13 protein-coding genes are annotated in these 15,162 nt (G+C 47.0%); 12 read left to right on the top strand and 1 reads right to left on the bottom strand.

Features of this window, described 5'->3' with window-relative positions; all coding sequences use genetic code 11:
- The first annotated feature begins 127 nt into the window (after nucleotides 1-127).
- From FFM64_RS11410 to FFM64_RS11355, 12 genes are all read left to right on the top strand, one after another.
- Nucleotides 128-1,750, top strand: a complete 1,623-nt coding sequence (locus FFM64_RS11410; RefSeq protein ID WP_137608158.1) for an ABC-F family ATP-binding cassette domain-containing protein — start codon at nucleotides 128-130, stop codon at nucleotides 1,748-1,750.
- Nucleotides 1,751-1,839: 89 nt separating this feature from the next.
- Nucleotides 1,840-3,060 carry a CPBP family intramembrane glutamic endopeptidase gene (locus tag FFM64_RS11405; protein WP_137608157.1) on the top strand — a complete coding sequence of 407 codons (1,221 nt, stop codon included), beginning with the start codon at nucleotides 1,840-1,842 and terminating at the stop codon, nucleotides 3,058-3,060.
- A gap of 1,282 nt (nucleotides 3,061-4,342) precedes the next feature.
- A complete protein-coding gene (gene sufC / locus FFM64_RS11400; RefSeq protein ID WP_137608156.1) occupies nucleotides 4,343-5,140 on the top strand; it encodes a Fe-S cluster assembly ATPase SufC in 798 nt (265 codons plus the stop codon).
- A 10-nt stretch (nucleotides 5,141-5,150) separates the two neighbouring features.
- On the top strand, nucleotides 5,151-6,422 hold the full coding sequence (sufD, locus tag FFM64_RS11395; protein WP_223876958.1) for a Fe-S cluster assembly protein SufD: 1,272 nt from the start codon (nucleotides 5,151-5,153) through the stop codon (nucleotides 6,420-6,422).
- Nucleotides 6,409-7,632 carry an aminotransferase class V-fold PLP-dependent enzyme gene (locus FFM64_RS11390; protein ID WP_137608154.1) on the top strand — a complete coding sequence of 408 codons (1,224 nt, stop codon included), beginning with the start codon at nucleotides 6,409-6,411 and terminating at the stop codon, nucleotides 7,630-7,632. The genes sufD and FFM64_RS11390 overlap by 14 nt, the downstream gene beginning before the upstream one ends.
- Entirely contained in the window at nucleotides 7,629-8,078 is a 450-nt protein-coding gene (gene sufU, locus FFM64_RS11385) for a Fe-S cluster assembly sulfur transfer protein SufU (RefSeq protein WP_137608153.1), read from the top strand. Before FFM64_RS11390 ends, sufU begins: the two co-directional genes overlap by 4 nt.
- Nucleotides 8,068-9,477 carry a Fe-S cluster assembly protein SufB gene (gene sufB, locus FFM64_RS11380; protein ID WP_137608152.1) on the top strand — a complete coding sequence of 470 codons (1,410 nt, stop codon included), beginning with the start codon at nucleotides 8,068-8,070 and terminating at the stop codon, nucleotides 9,475-9,477. Before sufU ends, sufB begins: the two co-directional genes overlap by 11 nt.
- Entirely contained in the window at nucleotides 9,477-9,779 is a 303-nt protein-coding gene (locus FFM64_RS11375) for a metal-sulfur cluster assembly factor (protein WP_137608151.1), read from the top strand. The genes sufB and FFM64_RS11375 overlap by 1 nt, the downstream gene beginning before the upstream one ends.
- A 73-nt stretch (nucleotides 9,780-9,852) precedes the next feature.
- Nucleotides 9,853-10,383: a GNAT family N-acetyltransferase gene (locus FFM64_RS11370; protein WP_137608150.1), complete on the top strand. Its 531-nt coding sequence runs from the start codon at nucleotides 9,853-9,855 to the stop codon at nucleotides 10,381-10,383.
- A 720-nt stretch (nucleotides 10,384-11,103) separates the two neighbouring features.
- A complete protein-coding gene (locus FFM64_RS11365) occupies nucleotides 11,104-12,612 on the top strand; it encodes an MFS transporter (protein WP_137608149.1) in 1,509 nt (502 codons plus the stop codon).
- Nucleotides 12,613-12,705: 93 nt separating this feature from the next.
- Nucleotides 12,706-13,254, top strand: a complete 549-nt coding sequence (locus FFM64_RS11360) for a GNAT family N-acetyltransferase (RefSeq protein ID WP_137608148.1) — start codon at nucleotides 12,706-12,708, stop codon at nucleotides 13,252-13,254.
- A gap of 77 nt (nucleotides 13,255-13,331) precedes the next feature.
- Nucleotides 13,332-14,264, top strand: a complete 933-nt coding sequence (locus FFM64_RS11355) for a DNA/RNA non-specific endonuclease (RefSeq protein WP_137608147.1) — start codon at nucleotides 13,332-13,334, stop codon at nucleotides 14,262-14,264.
- Nucleotides 14,265-14,316: 52 nt separating this feature from the next.
- On the opposite strand, the gene FFM64_RS11350 is transcribed toward FFM64_RS11355, so the two are convergent.
- The gene (locus tag FFM64_RS11350; RefSeq protein WP_137608146.1) at nucleotides 14,317-14,784 is read right to left on the bottom strand and encodes a VOC family protein; all 468 of its coding nucleotides are present in this window, start codon (nucleotides 14,782-14,784) and stop codon (nucleotides 14,317-14,319) included.
- Between the last annotated feature and the right edge of the window lie 378 nt (nucleotides 14,785-15,162).

Here is a 15,162-nt window from a genome sequence, read left to right as displayed (position 1 = left end):
ACCGGCTACCAGCTCCGCTTAGCTACGCAACCAAACCACTCGGGAAACCGCCGAGTCATTTGGCTGCTAGGCTATGCTCGCTGGCAACCCGCCGATCAGAACACTCTTAAAAAAGTGAGGTATATGAATGTTAACCGTAAGTAATGTCAGTATGCAGTTCTCAACTCGCAAACTTTATGATGAAGTTAATTTGAAATTTACGCCGGGCAACTGTTACGGCGTTATTGGTGCGAATGGTGCCGGTAAGTCTACTTTCTTGAAAATTTTGGAAGGTAAGCTACAACCAACTTCTGGGAACGTGTCAATGGGTCCAAACGAACGGATGTCTAGCCTGAACCAAAACCATTTCGCCTTTGAAGATGAAGAAGTCTTGTCAACGGTGATTCGTGGTTATCAAAAACTTTATGACATCATGGTCGAAAAAGATGCCCTCTATGCGAAGCCTGATTTTAGCGATGCCGATGGGATTCGGGCCGCTGAACTAGAAGGCGAATTCGCTGAAATGGACGGCTGGAATGCTGAATCTGAGGCCGACCAACTGTTACAAAGCTTAGGCATCGATGAATCAATGCAACACCAAAAAATGAGTGAATTAACTGAACCTCAAAAGGTTAAAGTCTTATTGGGACAAGCTTTATTTGGTAGTCCTGATGTCTTACTCTTGGATGAACCAACCAACGGGTTAGACGTTCAATCAATCAGCTGGTTGGAAAATTTCTTGGCTGATTACAACAAGACCGTCATCGTGGTTTCTCATGACCGTCACTTTTTGAACCAAGTTTGTACGCATATGTGTGACGTCGATTTTGGTAAGATTACGTTATTTGTTGGAAATTATGATTTCTGGATGGAATCTAGCCAATTAGCTGCGAAGTTAAAGACGGATGCGAACGCTAAAAAGGCTGACCAAATCAAGGAATTGCAAGAATTCGTGGCTCGGTTTAGTGCCAATGCCTCGAAATCGAAACAAGCCACGTCACGTAAGAAACAATTGGAAAAGATTACGCTTGATGATATCAAACCATCATCACGTAAATATCCATTTATTAAATTTACGCCGGACCGTGAAATTGGGAACGACTTGGTTCGGGTGGAAAATGTGTCAAAAACGATTGATGGCGTCAAGATTTTAGACAACATTAGTTTTACGTTACGGCCTAATGAAAAAACGGCCTTAATTAGTCGCAGTGACTTGGCTACGACCACATTGATGCAAATCATTGCGGGGGCCATGGAACCAGATTCTGGGACCGTCACTTGGGGTCAAACGACGTCACGGACTTACTTGCCACGTGATATCAATGACCAATTTGCTGATGACAGTTTAACAATCATCGACTGGTTACGGCAATACGCACCAAAGGAAGAAAGCGACAATACCTTCTTGCGAGGCTTCTTAGGGAAGATGTTATTCTCTGGCGAAGATGTCACGCGGAAAGTCAACGTGCTTTCCGGGGGCGAAAAGGTTCGTGGGATGTTGTCGAAGATGATGTTGAGTCGGGCCAACGTCTTATTACTAGACGACCCAACCAACCATTTGGACTTGGAATCGATCACTGCCTTGAATGATAGCTTGATTGATTTCAAGGGTGCGATTATCTTTACGTCGCATGACCACGAATTTATTCAAACGATTGCAAATCATATTGTTGAAGTGAGTGCCAAAGGGGTCGTTGACCGTGGCGACACCACTTATGACGAATATTTGAACCATGAAGCCACGCAAGGCCGGGTCCAAGATTTATATTAGTAAGCGCGAAACTTAAATCAAACAAATCCTGACCAACTGAATCCTTCAATCTGTTATGATTACAACATAACGAGATTGGGGGATTTTTTATGACCACAGAAGTGGACCGGCTGTTGCGGCGCTGGTATCTAGGTCAGTTGAGTGTTCTAATGGGGGCCATGCTGGGAGAACTGTTCATCGTTAAAAATGGGGCCTACTTTGCTAGCGGTGGCTTGATCATTATTTTGCTGTATTTAGGCGGTCTGATTCCGGCGTTTGAACTCGACGCAACTAAGCGTGACTGGCCCCGCTTTCGGCGTTTTAATCATTATTTTCAAGCCAGCTTTCAATTGATTTTTCTGCCATTTTTCCTTATGGTGCTAGTAGACTTGTTACGCCAATTACCAGGACTGGATGAGCAGGGACTCATCGCGATGGCGTTTTTCTACATGATTTTTATGTTTGTGCCGGTGATCTATATCACTATGAGACCGGTGCAGGCCGTCATCGGCCGAATCTTATTGCTAATTACCACGGTGTTCAGTGGTTTGATTGGCGCCCAAGCGACCTTCTTGGCCTTGCCAGTGCTAAAGGCCCCAACTGTGTTTGGCATGGTCAGTGACAGTGGTATCTTAGGAGCATTCGGGTTTGTCCTAACAGTCGGCATCCTGCTGATGACTTGGGGCTTTCGTTGGCCAACCTGGCGCTTAAATCGGCAGGTAAATTGGTACTGGCTTGCCCTGATTGCGATTGCTGGGATAGCTTTTGTTATCTGGAATGCGTTTGGGGTCGGTGATTCTTGGCGGACGACGTTTACGCAATTTGACTTTAAAATGCAGGCGGCCTCTTGGAAAATGTTTTTGACGGGTTTGGAACCCGGTATCGCGGAAGAATGGCTCTATCGGTTTGCGGTGTTAGCCTTGCTGTTGAAAGCGTTCGACCAGCATCGTCATCAGCTGGACTGGGCTGTGGCTTTGAGCAGTGCCTTATTTGGCCTCTGGCATGTCACGAATACGCTGGCGGGACAATCTTGGTCGGCGACACTGGAACAAATGATCTTTGCGGCATCACTTGGGGCCTTTTTAGCGGTGAGTTATTTATACTCAGGGAGTTTGCTCGTCCCAATGTTGATTCATGCCGGCGTCGATATTTTAAGCATGATGGCTTCTGGTTCACAAAGCATGGCGAAGCCAGATGCTTTTGAGTGGCAAACGATTCTCTTCACCGTAATCGTGTTCGGTTTGCTCACTATTTTCTTCTTAACCGGTAAACGGCGCCAGGTTATGCAAGCACAGGTCGATCGTTATCTAGCACCTTTAGACTTGAAATAGGTGTGTGACGGTGACATTAGTTTAGGATCATAACAAACGAAATGTAAGTGGTCTCACTTTGGTGGGGCCTTTTTTCATGGCGTGTGGCACTTGACAAAAAACGAACAATTAATCGCAAGTGATTTACCTCATTCTTAAGAGTTTTATACAGAATGTAATCTGTTTGTAACATTTGTGTCACTCCTTAGCAATATAAGCCGGTTATACTGAGTTTAAGTTAAAAAAAGGTCTATACATATTTTGCACCAAACATTTTAGCTATCACTGGGTTGGATCGGTCCCCCATAGATGGAACAAGTTAAGTTTGGCGGCAGCTTAATAACCTCTCGGAATGGGCAGGATTCATGACGGGGCACATATAGCAACTACCTAAGTTGGTAGTCGAATAACCGATCATTGTTGGTAAGGGCTTGAGCAGATTGCTTAAGTCTTTTTTGTTGGCTTCAGAAAGGATCGTCGCTCTGTGCCACTACGTCAGTAATCAGGTGGTGAAAACTGCCGCTTCCGGTTGTTGCTGATAACATGCGGACGAGGGAATGGTTCAAGCCTTAGAAACATCTTGACCCTCGCCCGGAAGATTTGTCAAAATTGCAAATCTCCCGGACCATCCGTGGTGTAAGGCCGGCTAAGAAGACGCCGGTCAAACGCCACCTGCACGTCCGATGCCATCAGCAACAACCTCCGGCTAATCAGTGATTTTTTGGGGGAATCTGTTATTTCCGCTTAACGGAGTCAGTCAAAATCGGTGTGCAGTGTCGGCAAGCTTAGTCGGTGTTCTTGGCTGACTAAGCTTGCGGGGCACTTCAAAGACGTGTTTTCCGGCTTTGACCTGAGGCGGCAGACCGCACTTTGGCTGGCGGCGTCCCCCACAGCACACCGATTTTGACTGATGGAGCGCTGAATTTGGATGTGACGGTTACTGGTACTGCGATATTTGTGATGCTTTTTGGTCTTTCAACCCTTAGCAACTGACCCGGTGGCGTGATCGTGAAAGTGACTGGCAATCTTGCCGGTCTTTTTTTTGATCATAGTTAGACTAGTTTAGGATTGGGGCGCCAAACCATGCAGTCATCGGCCACCAATTGACTCACAACTGACTGTCGATTGAGTTTGTCTAACCGGGTAAAGTGTTGGCTAGAGACGGGTAACTTGTTTGCAATTGAGTCACCAGAATGGCTGACAATAACGTATACTAGAAATATTAACTCAAACACAATCACTAGTAGTTGAAACTAAATAAATAACTACATAAAGTAGTCGTTGCTAGAAATGGGGAGTCACGATGTCAACATTAGTCATCAAAAATTTAAAGGTAACCGTCACCGAAAATGAACAAGAACGTTTGATCCTCAAAGGCGTTAATTTAACCCTCAAGACGGGTGAGACTCATGCGATTATGGGACCAAATGGGACTGGCAAGTCAACATTATCAGAAACGATTATGGGCAATCCGGCCTATCACGTCGTTAGTGGTAGCGTGACCTTGGATGGTGTTGATCTGTTAAGTCAAACCGTCGATCAGCGCGCTCGGGCCGGCTTATTTTTAGCCATGCAATATCCAGCCGAGATTAAAGGCGTGACTAATATTGAATTCCTACGAGCGGCAATCAATGCCCGCCGTGCTAAGGATGATCAACTACCCGTGACGACCTTTCTCGCGCAACTAGATAAGAACTTAGCTTTACTGAATATGTCCGATGCGATGGCTGAACGCTACTTGAACGAAGGTTTTTCAGGTGGGGAAAAGAAACGGAACGGAATTTTACAATTGCTGATGATTCGACCTAAATTTGCTATTTTAGATGAGATCGACTCGGGTTTGGACATCGATGCGTTACAGGTTGTGGCTAAAGGGGTTAATTCAATGCAGGGGCCAGACTTTGGTACCTTGATGATTACCCATTACCAACGCTTGCTGAACTATATCGTTCCCGACTTTGTTCACGTGATGATGGACGGTCGGATTGTGAAAACTGGTGGTGCTGAATTAGCAACGACTTTGGAAGCAGAAGGTTACGCGGGATTACGTGACGAACTTGGGTTAGACGTGGCACTGACAGATGATGAGCTCGAGTCATAGGGGGCTGAATTTGGATAAAACAACATTATTAGCGGCTGTGCGAGAATATTCGCATTCACAGGCAGAACCAGCCTGGTTGTTGGCATTGCGTGAGCAGGCCGTTGCAGTCTATGACGAATTGCCTTTGCCTAAGTTTGAAAAAATCAATTATGCCTCGTGGCCCTTATTTGATTTCAAGGTTCCTAGGGTGCAGGTGAGTGCAGAACCGGCTGGCGATTTAGGTGCCGGGCAGCATTTTTATAGTGTCGGCGATACGACGATGCAACTGAGCTTGCCAACCGAAGCCATCCAACAAGGGGTCATCCTTTCAGATTTACGCTCAGCAATTCGGACTCATGGAGACTTGGTCCAATCAGCTTTGATGAAAAAAGCATTGCAACTTGGTACTGACAAGTTAACGGCGTTGAATACGGCGCTCATGACTAATGGCTTTTTTCTGTATGTGCCGGCAAATGTTCAGCTGCAGGACCCGATTGAGATTACGCAATTAGTTGATAGTCGCCAAACACAAAATTTTTTCAATCACAGTTTAATGCTTGCGGCTGAAAACAGTCGGGTGCAAGTTATTCAGCGTCTGTGTTCAGTTGGCACGCAGGCCACGGCGGTGCATCTCTTAGTTGAAGTCGTCGCGGCGGCAAACGCGCAGGTGGACTTTGCCGGACTGGATGCTTTAGGTGCCAACACGACGGCGTACTTGAATCGGCGGGGCGTTTTAGGCACGGATGCGCAATTGAATTGGGAACTGGCGGAAATGAATGCCGGTGATGTCGTCGCAGATTTTGATTCGGAATTAAAAGGGCGTGGATCGACTGCCCAAGTCAAAACAATTGCGATTGCTAACAGGCAACAGACGCAGGGCATTGATACGCGGATGACGAATTACGGTGAAAAAACAACGGCGAAAATCGTCCAACGTGGCATTATTCTAGATGCGGCGGCCCTGATTTTTAATGGGATTGGTCACATTGTCAAAGGCGCGCATGGCGCCAAGGCTGATCAGGAAAATCGACTGTTAATGTTATCGTCCGAAGCCCGCGGAGATGCGGACCCGATCTTGTTGATCGATGAAAACGATGTGGAAGCGGGGCACGCGGCGAGTGTTGGCCGTGTCGATGAACGGCAGATGTATTACTTGCTAAGTCGTGGGATTCCGCGACCTGAGGCAGAACGATTGGTCATTCGCGGCTTTTTAGCTGGCGTGATTACTGAACTAAAGTCAAAACGATTGCGAACAGAACTGAACGCACTGATTGAAAGGCGGCTAACGGATGACACGCACTGATTATCGTAGGACGTTTCCAATTTTAACGACTAAAGTCAATGGTGAACCGTTGATTTATCTGGATAACGCGGCGACGACGCAAAAGCCTCAGGCCGTGATTGAAGCGATTAGCCACTACTATGCTTATGACAATGCCAATGTTCATCGCGGTGTTTACACGTTGGCGGCCCGCGCAACCAACCAATATGAAGCAGTTCGGGATCAAGTGGCAGCGTTTATTCAGGCGCCGCGACGTGATACGGTCTTTTTTACCCGGTCAACGACTGAGAGTTTGAACTGGGTGGCCCAGACTTATGGCGAACAGACGATTCAGGCCGGTGACGAGATTGTGGTCACTGCCCTTGAACATCACAGTAATTTGGTGCCATGGCAGCAATTGGCCTTGCGTAAGCGGGCACAATTAAAAGTGATTCAGTTACGGCCAAACGGCGAACTGGATTTAGCGGCCGCGGCGGAACAAATCACTGCCAAGACCAAGATTGTGGCGGTGGCTCAGACTTCTAATGTGCTTGGCGTGACGACACCGATTCGAGAACTGGCTCAATTGGCACATCAACGCGGGGCGGTAATCGTGGTCGATGGTGCACAAACGGTAGCCCACCAACCGGTTAACGTCCAGGAACTGGACGTCGATTTTTATGCCTTTTCGGGCCACAAGCTGTATGGGCCGACCGGTGTTGGGGTGTTATACGGTAAGTTGGCGTTATTGCAACAGTTAACACCAGTCCAATTTGGCGGTGAAATGATTAGTAACGTGACCTTTGAACGCACTGAATTTGCGCCGATCCCACAGCGTTTTGAAGCGGGGACGCCAGACATTAGTGGCGTCATCGGCTTGGGGGCGGCGCTCAAAACGATTCAGCAGCTTGGTTGGCCCGCAATTCAGCGTCAAGAAAACCAATTGACGGCGCAACTACTCAACGGATTACTGAACCTACCAGGAGTCACGGTGTATGGCCCTGAGTCCGTGGCGAAACATGGTCCAGTGGTGGCGTTCAATGTGAACGGTGTCCATCCGCACGACATCGCGACCGGGTTAGATTTAGCTGGCATCGAAGTGCGGGCCGGTCATCACTGTGCTCAACCATTGATGCAAACGCTGGGCGTTGCCGCCACAGTGCGAGCAAGTGTGGCCTTTTATAATACGACGGCTGAAATTGACCGTTTTTTGGTGGTCTTGCGGGAAGTAAAGGAGTTTTTTCAGCAATGAGTTTGTTAAATCTGAACGATTTATATAAAACGGTGATCTTAGAACATGCCCAAGCGCCGCATCATTATGGGTTACAACCTGATTTGCCAGCAACGACGCTGAACAATCCGACTTGTGGCGATGTGTTGACAGTTCAGTTGGTCGTGACGGCAAATCAGATTACGACGTTGCAGTTTAGTAGTACCGGCTGTACGATCTCACAGGCGTCGGCGAGTGTGATGACGGATGTCTTGCTGGGGAAGTCAGTTTCCGAGGCTCAAGCCTTAATTGCCGCCTTTTCAAAACTAGTTATGGGGACGCCGATTGCTAAGCATGATCGTGACCAGCTGGGTGACGCCGCCGTTTTAGGCAGTGTCGCTCAATTCCCAACGCGCATTCGTTGTGCGACCCTGGCTTGGCATGCGGCCGCACAAGCCTTGACGGAGGTGACAACCGATGACCAATAAAGTAGATGCTGTCGTTAGTGGGACTGAAAAGTATGATTATGGCTTTCATGACGACCTAACGCCGGTTTATTCCACGGGCGAGGGTTTGAGCGAAGCGGTCGTCCGTCAAATTTCGGCTGAAAAGCACGAGCCACAATGGATGCTTGATTATCGACTCAACGCCTACAAAATTTATCAAACAATGCCGGTGCCCAAGTTCGGGCCAGACTTGTCCGGCTTGGACATGGCACATATGAAATATTTCCAAAAAGCGACGGACAAAAAGTATCGTGATTGGGCAGATGTGCCGGATAAAATCAAACAAACTTTTGACCGGTTAGGCGTGCCGGCAGCTGAACGGCAGTATTTAGCGGGCTCAAGCGCCCAGTATGAGTCAGAAGTGGTCTATCATCGGATGAAAAAGGCGTTTGAAGCGAGTGGGATTATTTTTACCGACACCGACACGGCATTACAAAAATATCCAGACCTGTTTAAAAAATGGTTTGGCAAACTGGTCCAACCAACGGACAATTGTTATGCGGCCTTGAATGCCGCAGTCTGGTCTGGCGGGTCATTCATCTATGTCCCCAAGGGTGTCAAAGTAACGACCCCAATTCAAGCTTATTTCAGACTGAACGCGGAGAAAACTGGGCAGTTTGAACGCACGCTGATTATTGTAGATGAGGGCGCGAGTGTCAATTACGTGGAAGGTTGTACGGCGCCGAGCTATGATTCGGATAGTTTGCATGCGGCGGTCGTTGAAGTGAACGTGTTAGCGAATGCCACTTGCCGCTATACCACGATTCAAAATTGGTCGAACAATGTGTATAGTTTGGAAACGAAACGCGCGCAAGCCTTGGAAAATGCCACGATGGAATGGGTCGATGGTAACTTAGGTTCGAAGATTACGATGAAATATCCATCGGTGTACCTGAACGGTGAAGGCGCGCACGGGACCATGTTGTCGATTGCGGTCGCGGGACATAATGTCGATCAAGATACCGGCGCACGCATGATTCACAATGCGAAAAATACGACCTCGTCGATCGTTTCCAAGTCGATTGCTAAGGATGGCGGCGCCGTGGATTATCGTGGGACGGTGCGCTTCGGCCGGCACTCGGATGGCTCGTTCGCGCATGTCGAATGCGATACGATTATTATGGATGATCAGTCGTCCAGTGATACGATTCCGTACAATGAAATTTTGAACGGCAATGTTTCGATGGAACATGAAGCCAAAGTTTCGAAGGTTTCGGAAGCCCAATTGTATTATTTGATGAGTCGTGGTATTTCAGAAGCAAAAGCTACGGAAATGATTATCATGGGTTTTGTCGAACCCTTTACGAAACAGCTCCCGATGGAATATGCGGTGGAACTGAACCGGTTGATTAGTTTTGAAATGGAAGGATCGATTGGCTAATGGCAACTTTTAAAGATCAAGGTATGGCGGCGTTAGCACAAGTCATTGACCCAGAATTAGGCGTGGATGTCGTCGGCCTGGGCTTGATTTATGACGTGACACTTGATGATGCCGGTGAGTGCGTGGTGACGATGACCTTAACGATGATGGGCTGTCCACTGACAGAAGTGCTGGCTAATGATATTACTGCGGCACTGCAAGGCTTGCCGGGGGTGCAACACGTGGAAATTAATTTAGTGTGGTCACCAGCTTGGTCGATTGCGCGGATGTCACGGGCGGCTCGGTTAACTTTGGGCGTTTAGCAAACAAAATCTTTGAAAAAATGGCGTGCTTGAAATAGGCTTGTTTTTGTAACCTTATTTTGGAGATGAAAAAATGACCCAATTTGAAACAGCCCGCTTGTTGATGCGTCCAATCCAACCAACTGATCAGGATGCATTACAAGCCATTATTTTGGACCGGCAAGTGGTGGCGTATTTACGCTATCGGACGATTAAAACACCAGCGCAGTTTAAAACCATTTTTGATACACACTTCTTAGCAGATGCGAACACTGTCTTTGGAATTGAGCGCAAAAGTGATCATCAGTTGATCGGCTTTTATGAATTTCATTCCGAGGACACGACCGGTTTGTTGACTTACGCACTGAGTCCGGCTGCTTGGGGACATGGTTATGTCGCCGAAGCGGGGCAGGCTTTAATGGCCTATGGTTTTGAAACGTTAAATTATCAGCAGATTGAGGCGCGATATGCCAGTGTCAATCCGCGTTCCGGTCGCGTCATGGCCAAAATGGGGATGCATGATTTAGGTGAACTACATGCGAAAACTCTAGATTCCGGTGAGGTCGTGCACGTGATGCGTTATGTGCTCTCGAAAAAGGATTGGCTAGTAGCAAAAAGTGCTTGACCTGGAACGCGTTTCAAGAAGTATGCTTTAACTGAAATCATTTAAGGATTGTGAGCTAAAAATTGAGTCGCTTCCGGTTGTTGCGGATAACATGCGGACGTGGGACCGGCTCAAGCCTCAGGAATGTCTTGAGCCTCGCCCGGAAGCTTTGCTAAAACCGCAAATCTCCCGGACCGTCCGTGGGGTAAGATCGGCAAAAAGCATGCCGACCTAACGCCACCTGCACGTCCGATGCTATCAGCAACAACCTCCGGCTAATCAGTGCTTTTTAAGAGATAAATCAGTTATTTATTGCTTAGCGGAGTCAGTCAGAATTGGTGTGCAGTGTCGGTGAGATTAGTTAGCGTTCTAGGCTAACTAATCTCACGGGGCAATTCAAAGACGTGATTTATCGGCTTGGAATTGAGGTGTCAGACCGTACTCTGGCTGGCACCGTCCTCCACAGCACACCGATTCTGACTGCCAGAGCGCTGAAATTAGCAAGTCTATTTCAGACGTAACTGTTGCTGGTAGTACAGTCTTTGTAATGGTTTTGAGCTTTTCAATCTTTAGTGAATCGCCCTAAATAGTTGTCCTTTCAGTCCTTCAGCCGGATTGAAGGGACTTTTTGTTTAGTCGATTTTCAGAAAATGACATGGTCGATAGTCACTAAATAGTGTAATCTAGTAGAGGGTTGTTATTTCAAGATTAGTTTTTAGTACATAGATGGAGGAATTAAGGGTGTCCAAGAAAGTAGTTATGATCGTGACGGTAGCGTTGCTGCTATCAAATGCGATGAATGGGTTGGATAGTACGATTATCAGTACGGCGTTACCCGCAATTATTAGTGATTTACATGGGATTCAACTGATGGGCTGGATTGTCGCCGTCTTCCTACTCGGTGGTGCGGTGACAACACCGCTGTGGAGTAAGCTTGGCGAACGGATTGGTAACAAACGTGCTTATCAGATTTCAACAACAATATTTGTATTGGGTGCGTTATTTGAAGGTTTAGCGCCGAATATTTATTTCTTAATCATTGCTCGGACAATTATGGGTATTGGGAGCGGCGGGATGACCGCGATTCCTTACATTATCTATGCGGAAATCTATCAAGATCCCGTTAAACGTGGGAAAGTTTTCGGTTATGTTACCGCCAGCTTTAGTACGGCTGCCATCATTGGACCGTTAGTCGGTGGTTTTATTGTCGATAACTTCGGCTGGCACTGGGTCTTTTATATCAATGTACCAATTGGTCTAGCATCGATTGCCATTATCCAATGGTTGTATCAGGCACCCAAGATCAAGGTGGTCGCGTCAAAAGTCGATTATCTTGGTGCTGCGTTATTGACGACTGGCTTAGTCAGTCTACTAGTTGGGATTGAAATGATTGGTAAATTGCCACTGCTAGGAGTCGGGGCAATTATGGCGTTGGCATTAGTGTTACTGGCAGGATTACTGGTGGCAGAATCGCGGGCAGTTGATCCAATTATTCCGAGTCGCTTATTTAAAAATCGTTATCTTGTGGCGTCATTTGTGATGTTCTTTTTAATTTATGGGTTCTTCGTCGGGTTCAACGTTTATGTGCCAATGTGGGCGCAAGGTTTGTTGGGGACAACCGCCGTGATTGGTGGCGTGACGCAGATTCCGGGTTCCATCACTAATTTTATGGGCGCGCAGTGGAGTTCGAATTTGGAGCGTAAATGGTCGACACGGACCGTCGTCATGATTGGTTTTGCGGGCATGCTAATTGCCGCCGGGCTACTCGCCTTGGCTGGTCGACAAGCCAATTATTGGCTGTTATTGTTGGCAGGAGCGTTTCAAGGCTGCGGCATTGGGATTTGCTTTACCGTGCTTCAAGTCAGCGTGCAACAACAGGCTGCGCATCGAGATGTTCCAATTGCGACGTCGTTCAGTTTGTTGGTGCGGATGTTGGGCCAAACCTTCATGTCGTCGATTTACAGTGTGGTTTTGAATCAATCCTTAACGCAAGGCGTGGCGCAATCTGATGGCAAGATCTCAATGAGTATGATGAATCAGCTGAGCGATGCGAATAGTGCCAAAGGGCTGCCAGCTCGGTTGTTGCCAGCGATGCGCACGATTTTGCACACTGGGTTACATCATATTATGTTGTTGGCGTTTGTTTTGCTGGTTATTGGGGTGGCAGTCAACATCTTTGTCTTTCGGCCGGCGCGGACAAAGCACATTCGGCCTGTCGAAAAAACGGTCTTAATGCATCATGCAAGTTAATCCAACGGTCACTTTAGTTGTTACTAGAGTGGCTTTTTTCTATACTAGCTCTACGCGTTATACTAAATTTAATTTAAAAACGGAGATGAATTCATGTTGACTGTCAAAATTAGGCCGGTTCAGCAGACTGAATTAACCGAAGTCTGGCAACGTGGCTTTAGTAATCCACAAGCGGCTTGGACCAAATGGAACGGGCCCTATTTTCACGATGTGTTGCCGAGTCAACGAGATTTTGAAACCGTGATTGGACCCAGAGATTGGCTAATTCAACCGAAAAATTGGGTGATCACCGTGGATGACCAGATCGTTGGCAACGTCAATCAGCATTTTGTGGATGGGAATTTAAGACGCTGGCTAGAAGTTGGCATTTTAATTTATGATGAGCAACATTGGGGGCAACACGTTGGGCAACAGGCCCTAACGCAATGGTTGACACAGCTATTTACGGTCGAAACGACCTTACCGCATATTGGCTTAACGACTTGGTCTGGCAATACGCGAATGAGTCATTTAGCTGCGGCAATTGGCTTGAATTTAGAAGCACGGATTCCCCAAGTCCGATATTGGCAAGGCCAGTATTATGATTCCGTAAAGTATGGTATTTTGCGTTCAGATTGGTTGAGTCACCACCCCAAAATCTAATCAAAAAACATTTGTTCCCCTCACAAAAGTACGTTATCATGGATGATGTAATCTAAAACGGATGGGGCGGAATTGAAATGATGAAACGAATGCGCTTAGCGCGTTTAATGGGGCTTGTGGGATTAGTGGCCTTGTTGAGTGGCTGTAGTACGGTGAATCAGCTGACTTCGGTCAGCCAGTCGAGTACTAGCAGTCAGAAAACCACCGCAACGAACACCAGTGGTAATGATCAGACGACTTATGCGAACTTAGCCAAGCAGACCTATCAATCTGGCGGTCCGGCGGCGATTAAGGTTAACAGTGGTAAAAGTACCTTACAGTCAAGTTTGTGGAAGAATTCAAAGATTGATTATGGTAATTTGGACAGTTTGAACCGAACGACGACCGATACGGCTTATTTGAGTAAAGATAATCTGGGTCGCTCAGCTGGACGTGCGGCCCAGACCTGGAGTCCGACGGGGTGGCATAATCAGCCCGTCACGGTCAATGGCAAACGGGTCTTTCCACAGAATCGCGGCCATTTAATTGCGTACACAATTTCATTTAATTTAACGAAAGATGGCCAATTTCAAAGTGGGCAAGACGGTAGCTTGGATAATCCCAAGAATTTGGCCACCCAAACGGCCTACTCTAATCAGCGTACGATGCAGATCTATGAAGATCAAGTGCGGACCGCTCTGGAACAAGGTAAAAAGGTGATCTATCGCGTGACGACCGTTTTTCGCGGCAACGAGCTAATGCCACGAGGGTATTGGTCACAGGCGGTCTCGACGGATGGAAGTGTCAACTTCAACGTTTATATTTGGAACGTTGAACCTGGGGTCAGCTTTGACTATGCAACTGGTCGTGGCAAAGCCGATAGTAGCATGCAAGTCGCTGGCGCAGATAAAGTGACCAGCACGGCGGATACACAAGCGAGTCGACATTCTAGTAGCACGACCACGTCTAAGCAAGTGGAACGCGAACTGATTAAATATGGTTATAAGACGGTCAAAAAAGCCTTGAATTAAGCAAAATAAATCCCGACTAACTTGAAATTGGTTAGCCGGGATTTAGTCGATATTAGTCGTTTTGATGATCGTAAGCGATGGACCAAGGGGAGGAGTGTAGACTCCAGTTGACACCGAATTTGTCAGTGAACTGACCCATCTTACCACCCCAGAACTGCTCGGCGAAAGGCATGGTGATTTTGACCTCGCCGGAGTCAACGAGCCGTTGATAGAACTCATCGGCAGCTTGGGCCGTTGTTGCGTCCTCACTGTTGACATCAATCATCAGCGTAATCTGATCGGTAGGTTTGGCTGTGTGACGGAAGTCATCAGCACATTCGACTTTCACGCCTAATACTGTGAAGCCGCCGTGCATGGTGAGATTATTTAGATCAGTCCCGTCAGCTAAGCCGAACATTTTAGCTTGTTCAGGCTTAGGACTTAAACGATAAACATCGGTAGCACCGAAGACGCGTTGGTAATAATCAATAGCGGTTTTGGCGTTATCAAAAGCTAAGTAAGGATAAAATTGAGTTTGCATGAGTAATCATCTCCGAAATAGACTTAATTGCCCTCAAATTGTCGCATTAACCGTTTCCATTAGCAACAAATTGGGCTTTTAGTTATGAAAATTAGGACAATCTTTGAAAATTGTCGTATTCTGCGACAATCGCGCTGACTCCGTGCTAGCAAAACAGTCAAAACCGGCTATACTAATGCCATAGCGTTGCTTAACCGCCGTTAATTGCAATTTTTTTCTCTTATAATTAGCAAGTAACGCTTGTCAGTAAATTAGACTCTGATCACTGGTCATTCCTTCCCAGAATCCTGTGATTTTCCATATAATAACTTGGTTCCCAACCAATGTTATTGCTATTCAATCAGTCTGATTGGAATTAAGACCCTTGTAGCGTCTGAC

It is taken from the genome of Lactiplantibacillus daoliensis, assembly GCF_005405005.1.
GTDB classification, from domain to species: domain Bacteria; phylum Bacillota; class Bacilli; order Lactobacillales; family Lactobacillaceae; genus Lactiplantibacillus; species Lactiplantibacillus daoliensis.
The sequence above is the reverse complement of the archived record's forward strand: the minus strand, read 5'-3'. Positions and strand labels throughout refer to the sequence as shown.

Excerpts from the sequence above, each read along its gene's own strand:
- FFM64_RS11370 (WP_137608150.1), top strand. The coding sequence starts at position 9,853 with ATGACCCAATTTGAAACAGCCCGCTTGTTGATGCGTCCAATCCAACCA.
- sufC (WP_137608156.1), top strand. The coding sequence starts at position 4,343 with ATGTCAACATTAGTCATCAAAAATTTAAAGGTAACCGTCACCGAAAAT.
- sufU (WP_137608153.1), top strand. The coding sequence starts at position 7,629 with ATGAGTTTGTTAAATCTGAACGATTTATATAAAACGGTGATCTTAGAA.
- FFM64_RS11390 (WP_137608154.1), top strand. The coding sequence starts at position 6,409 with ATGACACGCACTGATTATCGTAGGACGTTTCCAATTTTAACGACTAAA.
- FFM64_RS11405 (WP_137608157.1), top strand. The coding sequence starts at position 1,840 with ATGACCACAGAAGTGGACCGGCTGTTGCGGCGCTGGTATCTAGGTCAG.
- sufB (WP_137608152.1), top strand. The coding sequence starts at position 8,068 with ATGACCAATAAAGTAGATGCTGTCGTTAGTGGGACTGAAAAGTATGAT.
- FFM64_RS11375 (WP_137608151.1), top strand. The coding sequence starts at position 9,477 with ATGGCAACTTTTAAAGATCAAGGTATGGCGGCGTTAGCACAAGTCATT.
- FFM64_RS11360 (WP_137608148.1), top strand. The coding sequence starts at position 12,706 with ATGTTGACTGTCAAAATTAGGCCGGTTCAGCAGACTGAATTAACCGAA.
- FFM64_RS11410 (WP_137608158.1), top strand. The coding sequence starts at position 128 with ATGTTAACCGTAAGTAATGTCAGTATGCAGTTCTCAACTCGCAAACTT.
- FFM64_RS11350 (WP_137608146.1), bottom strand. The coding sequence starts at position 14,784 with ATGCAAACTCAATTTTATCCTTACTTAGCTTTTGATAACGCCAAAACC.
- FFM64_RS11355 (WP_137608147.1), top strand. The coding sequence starts at position 13,332 with ATGATGAAACGAATGCGCTTAGCGCGTTTAATGGGGCTTGTGGGATTA.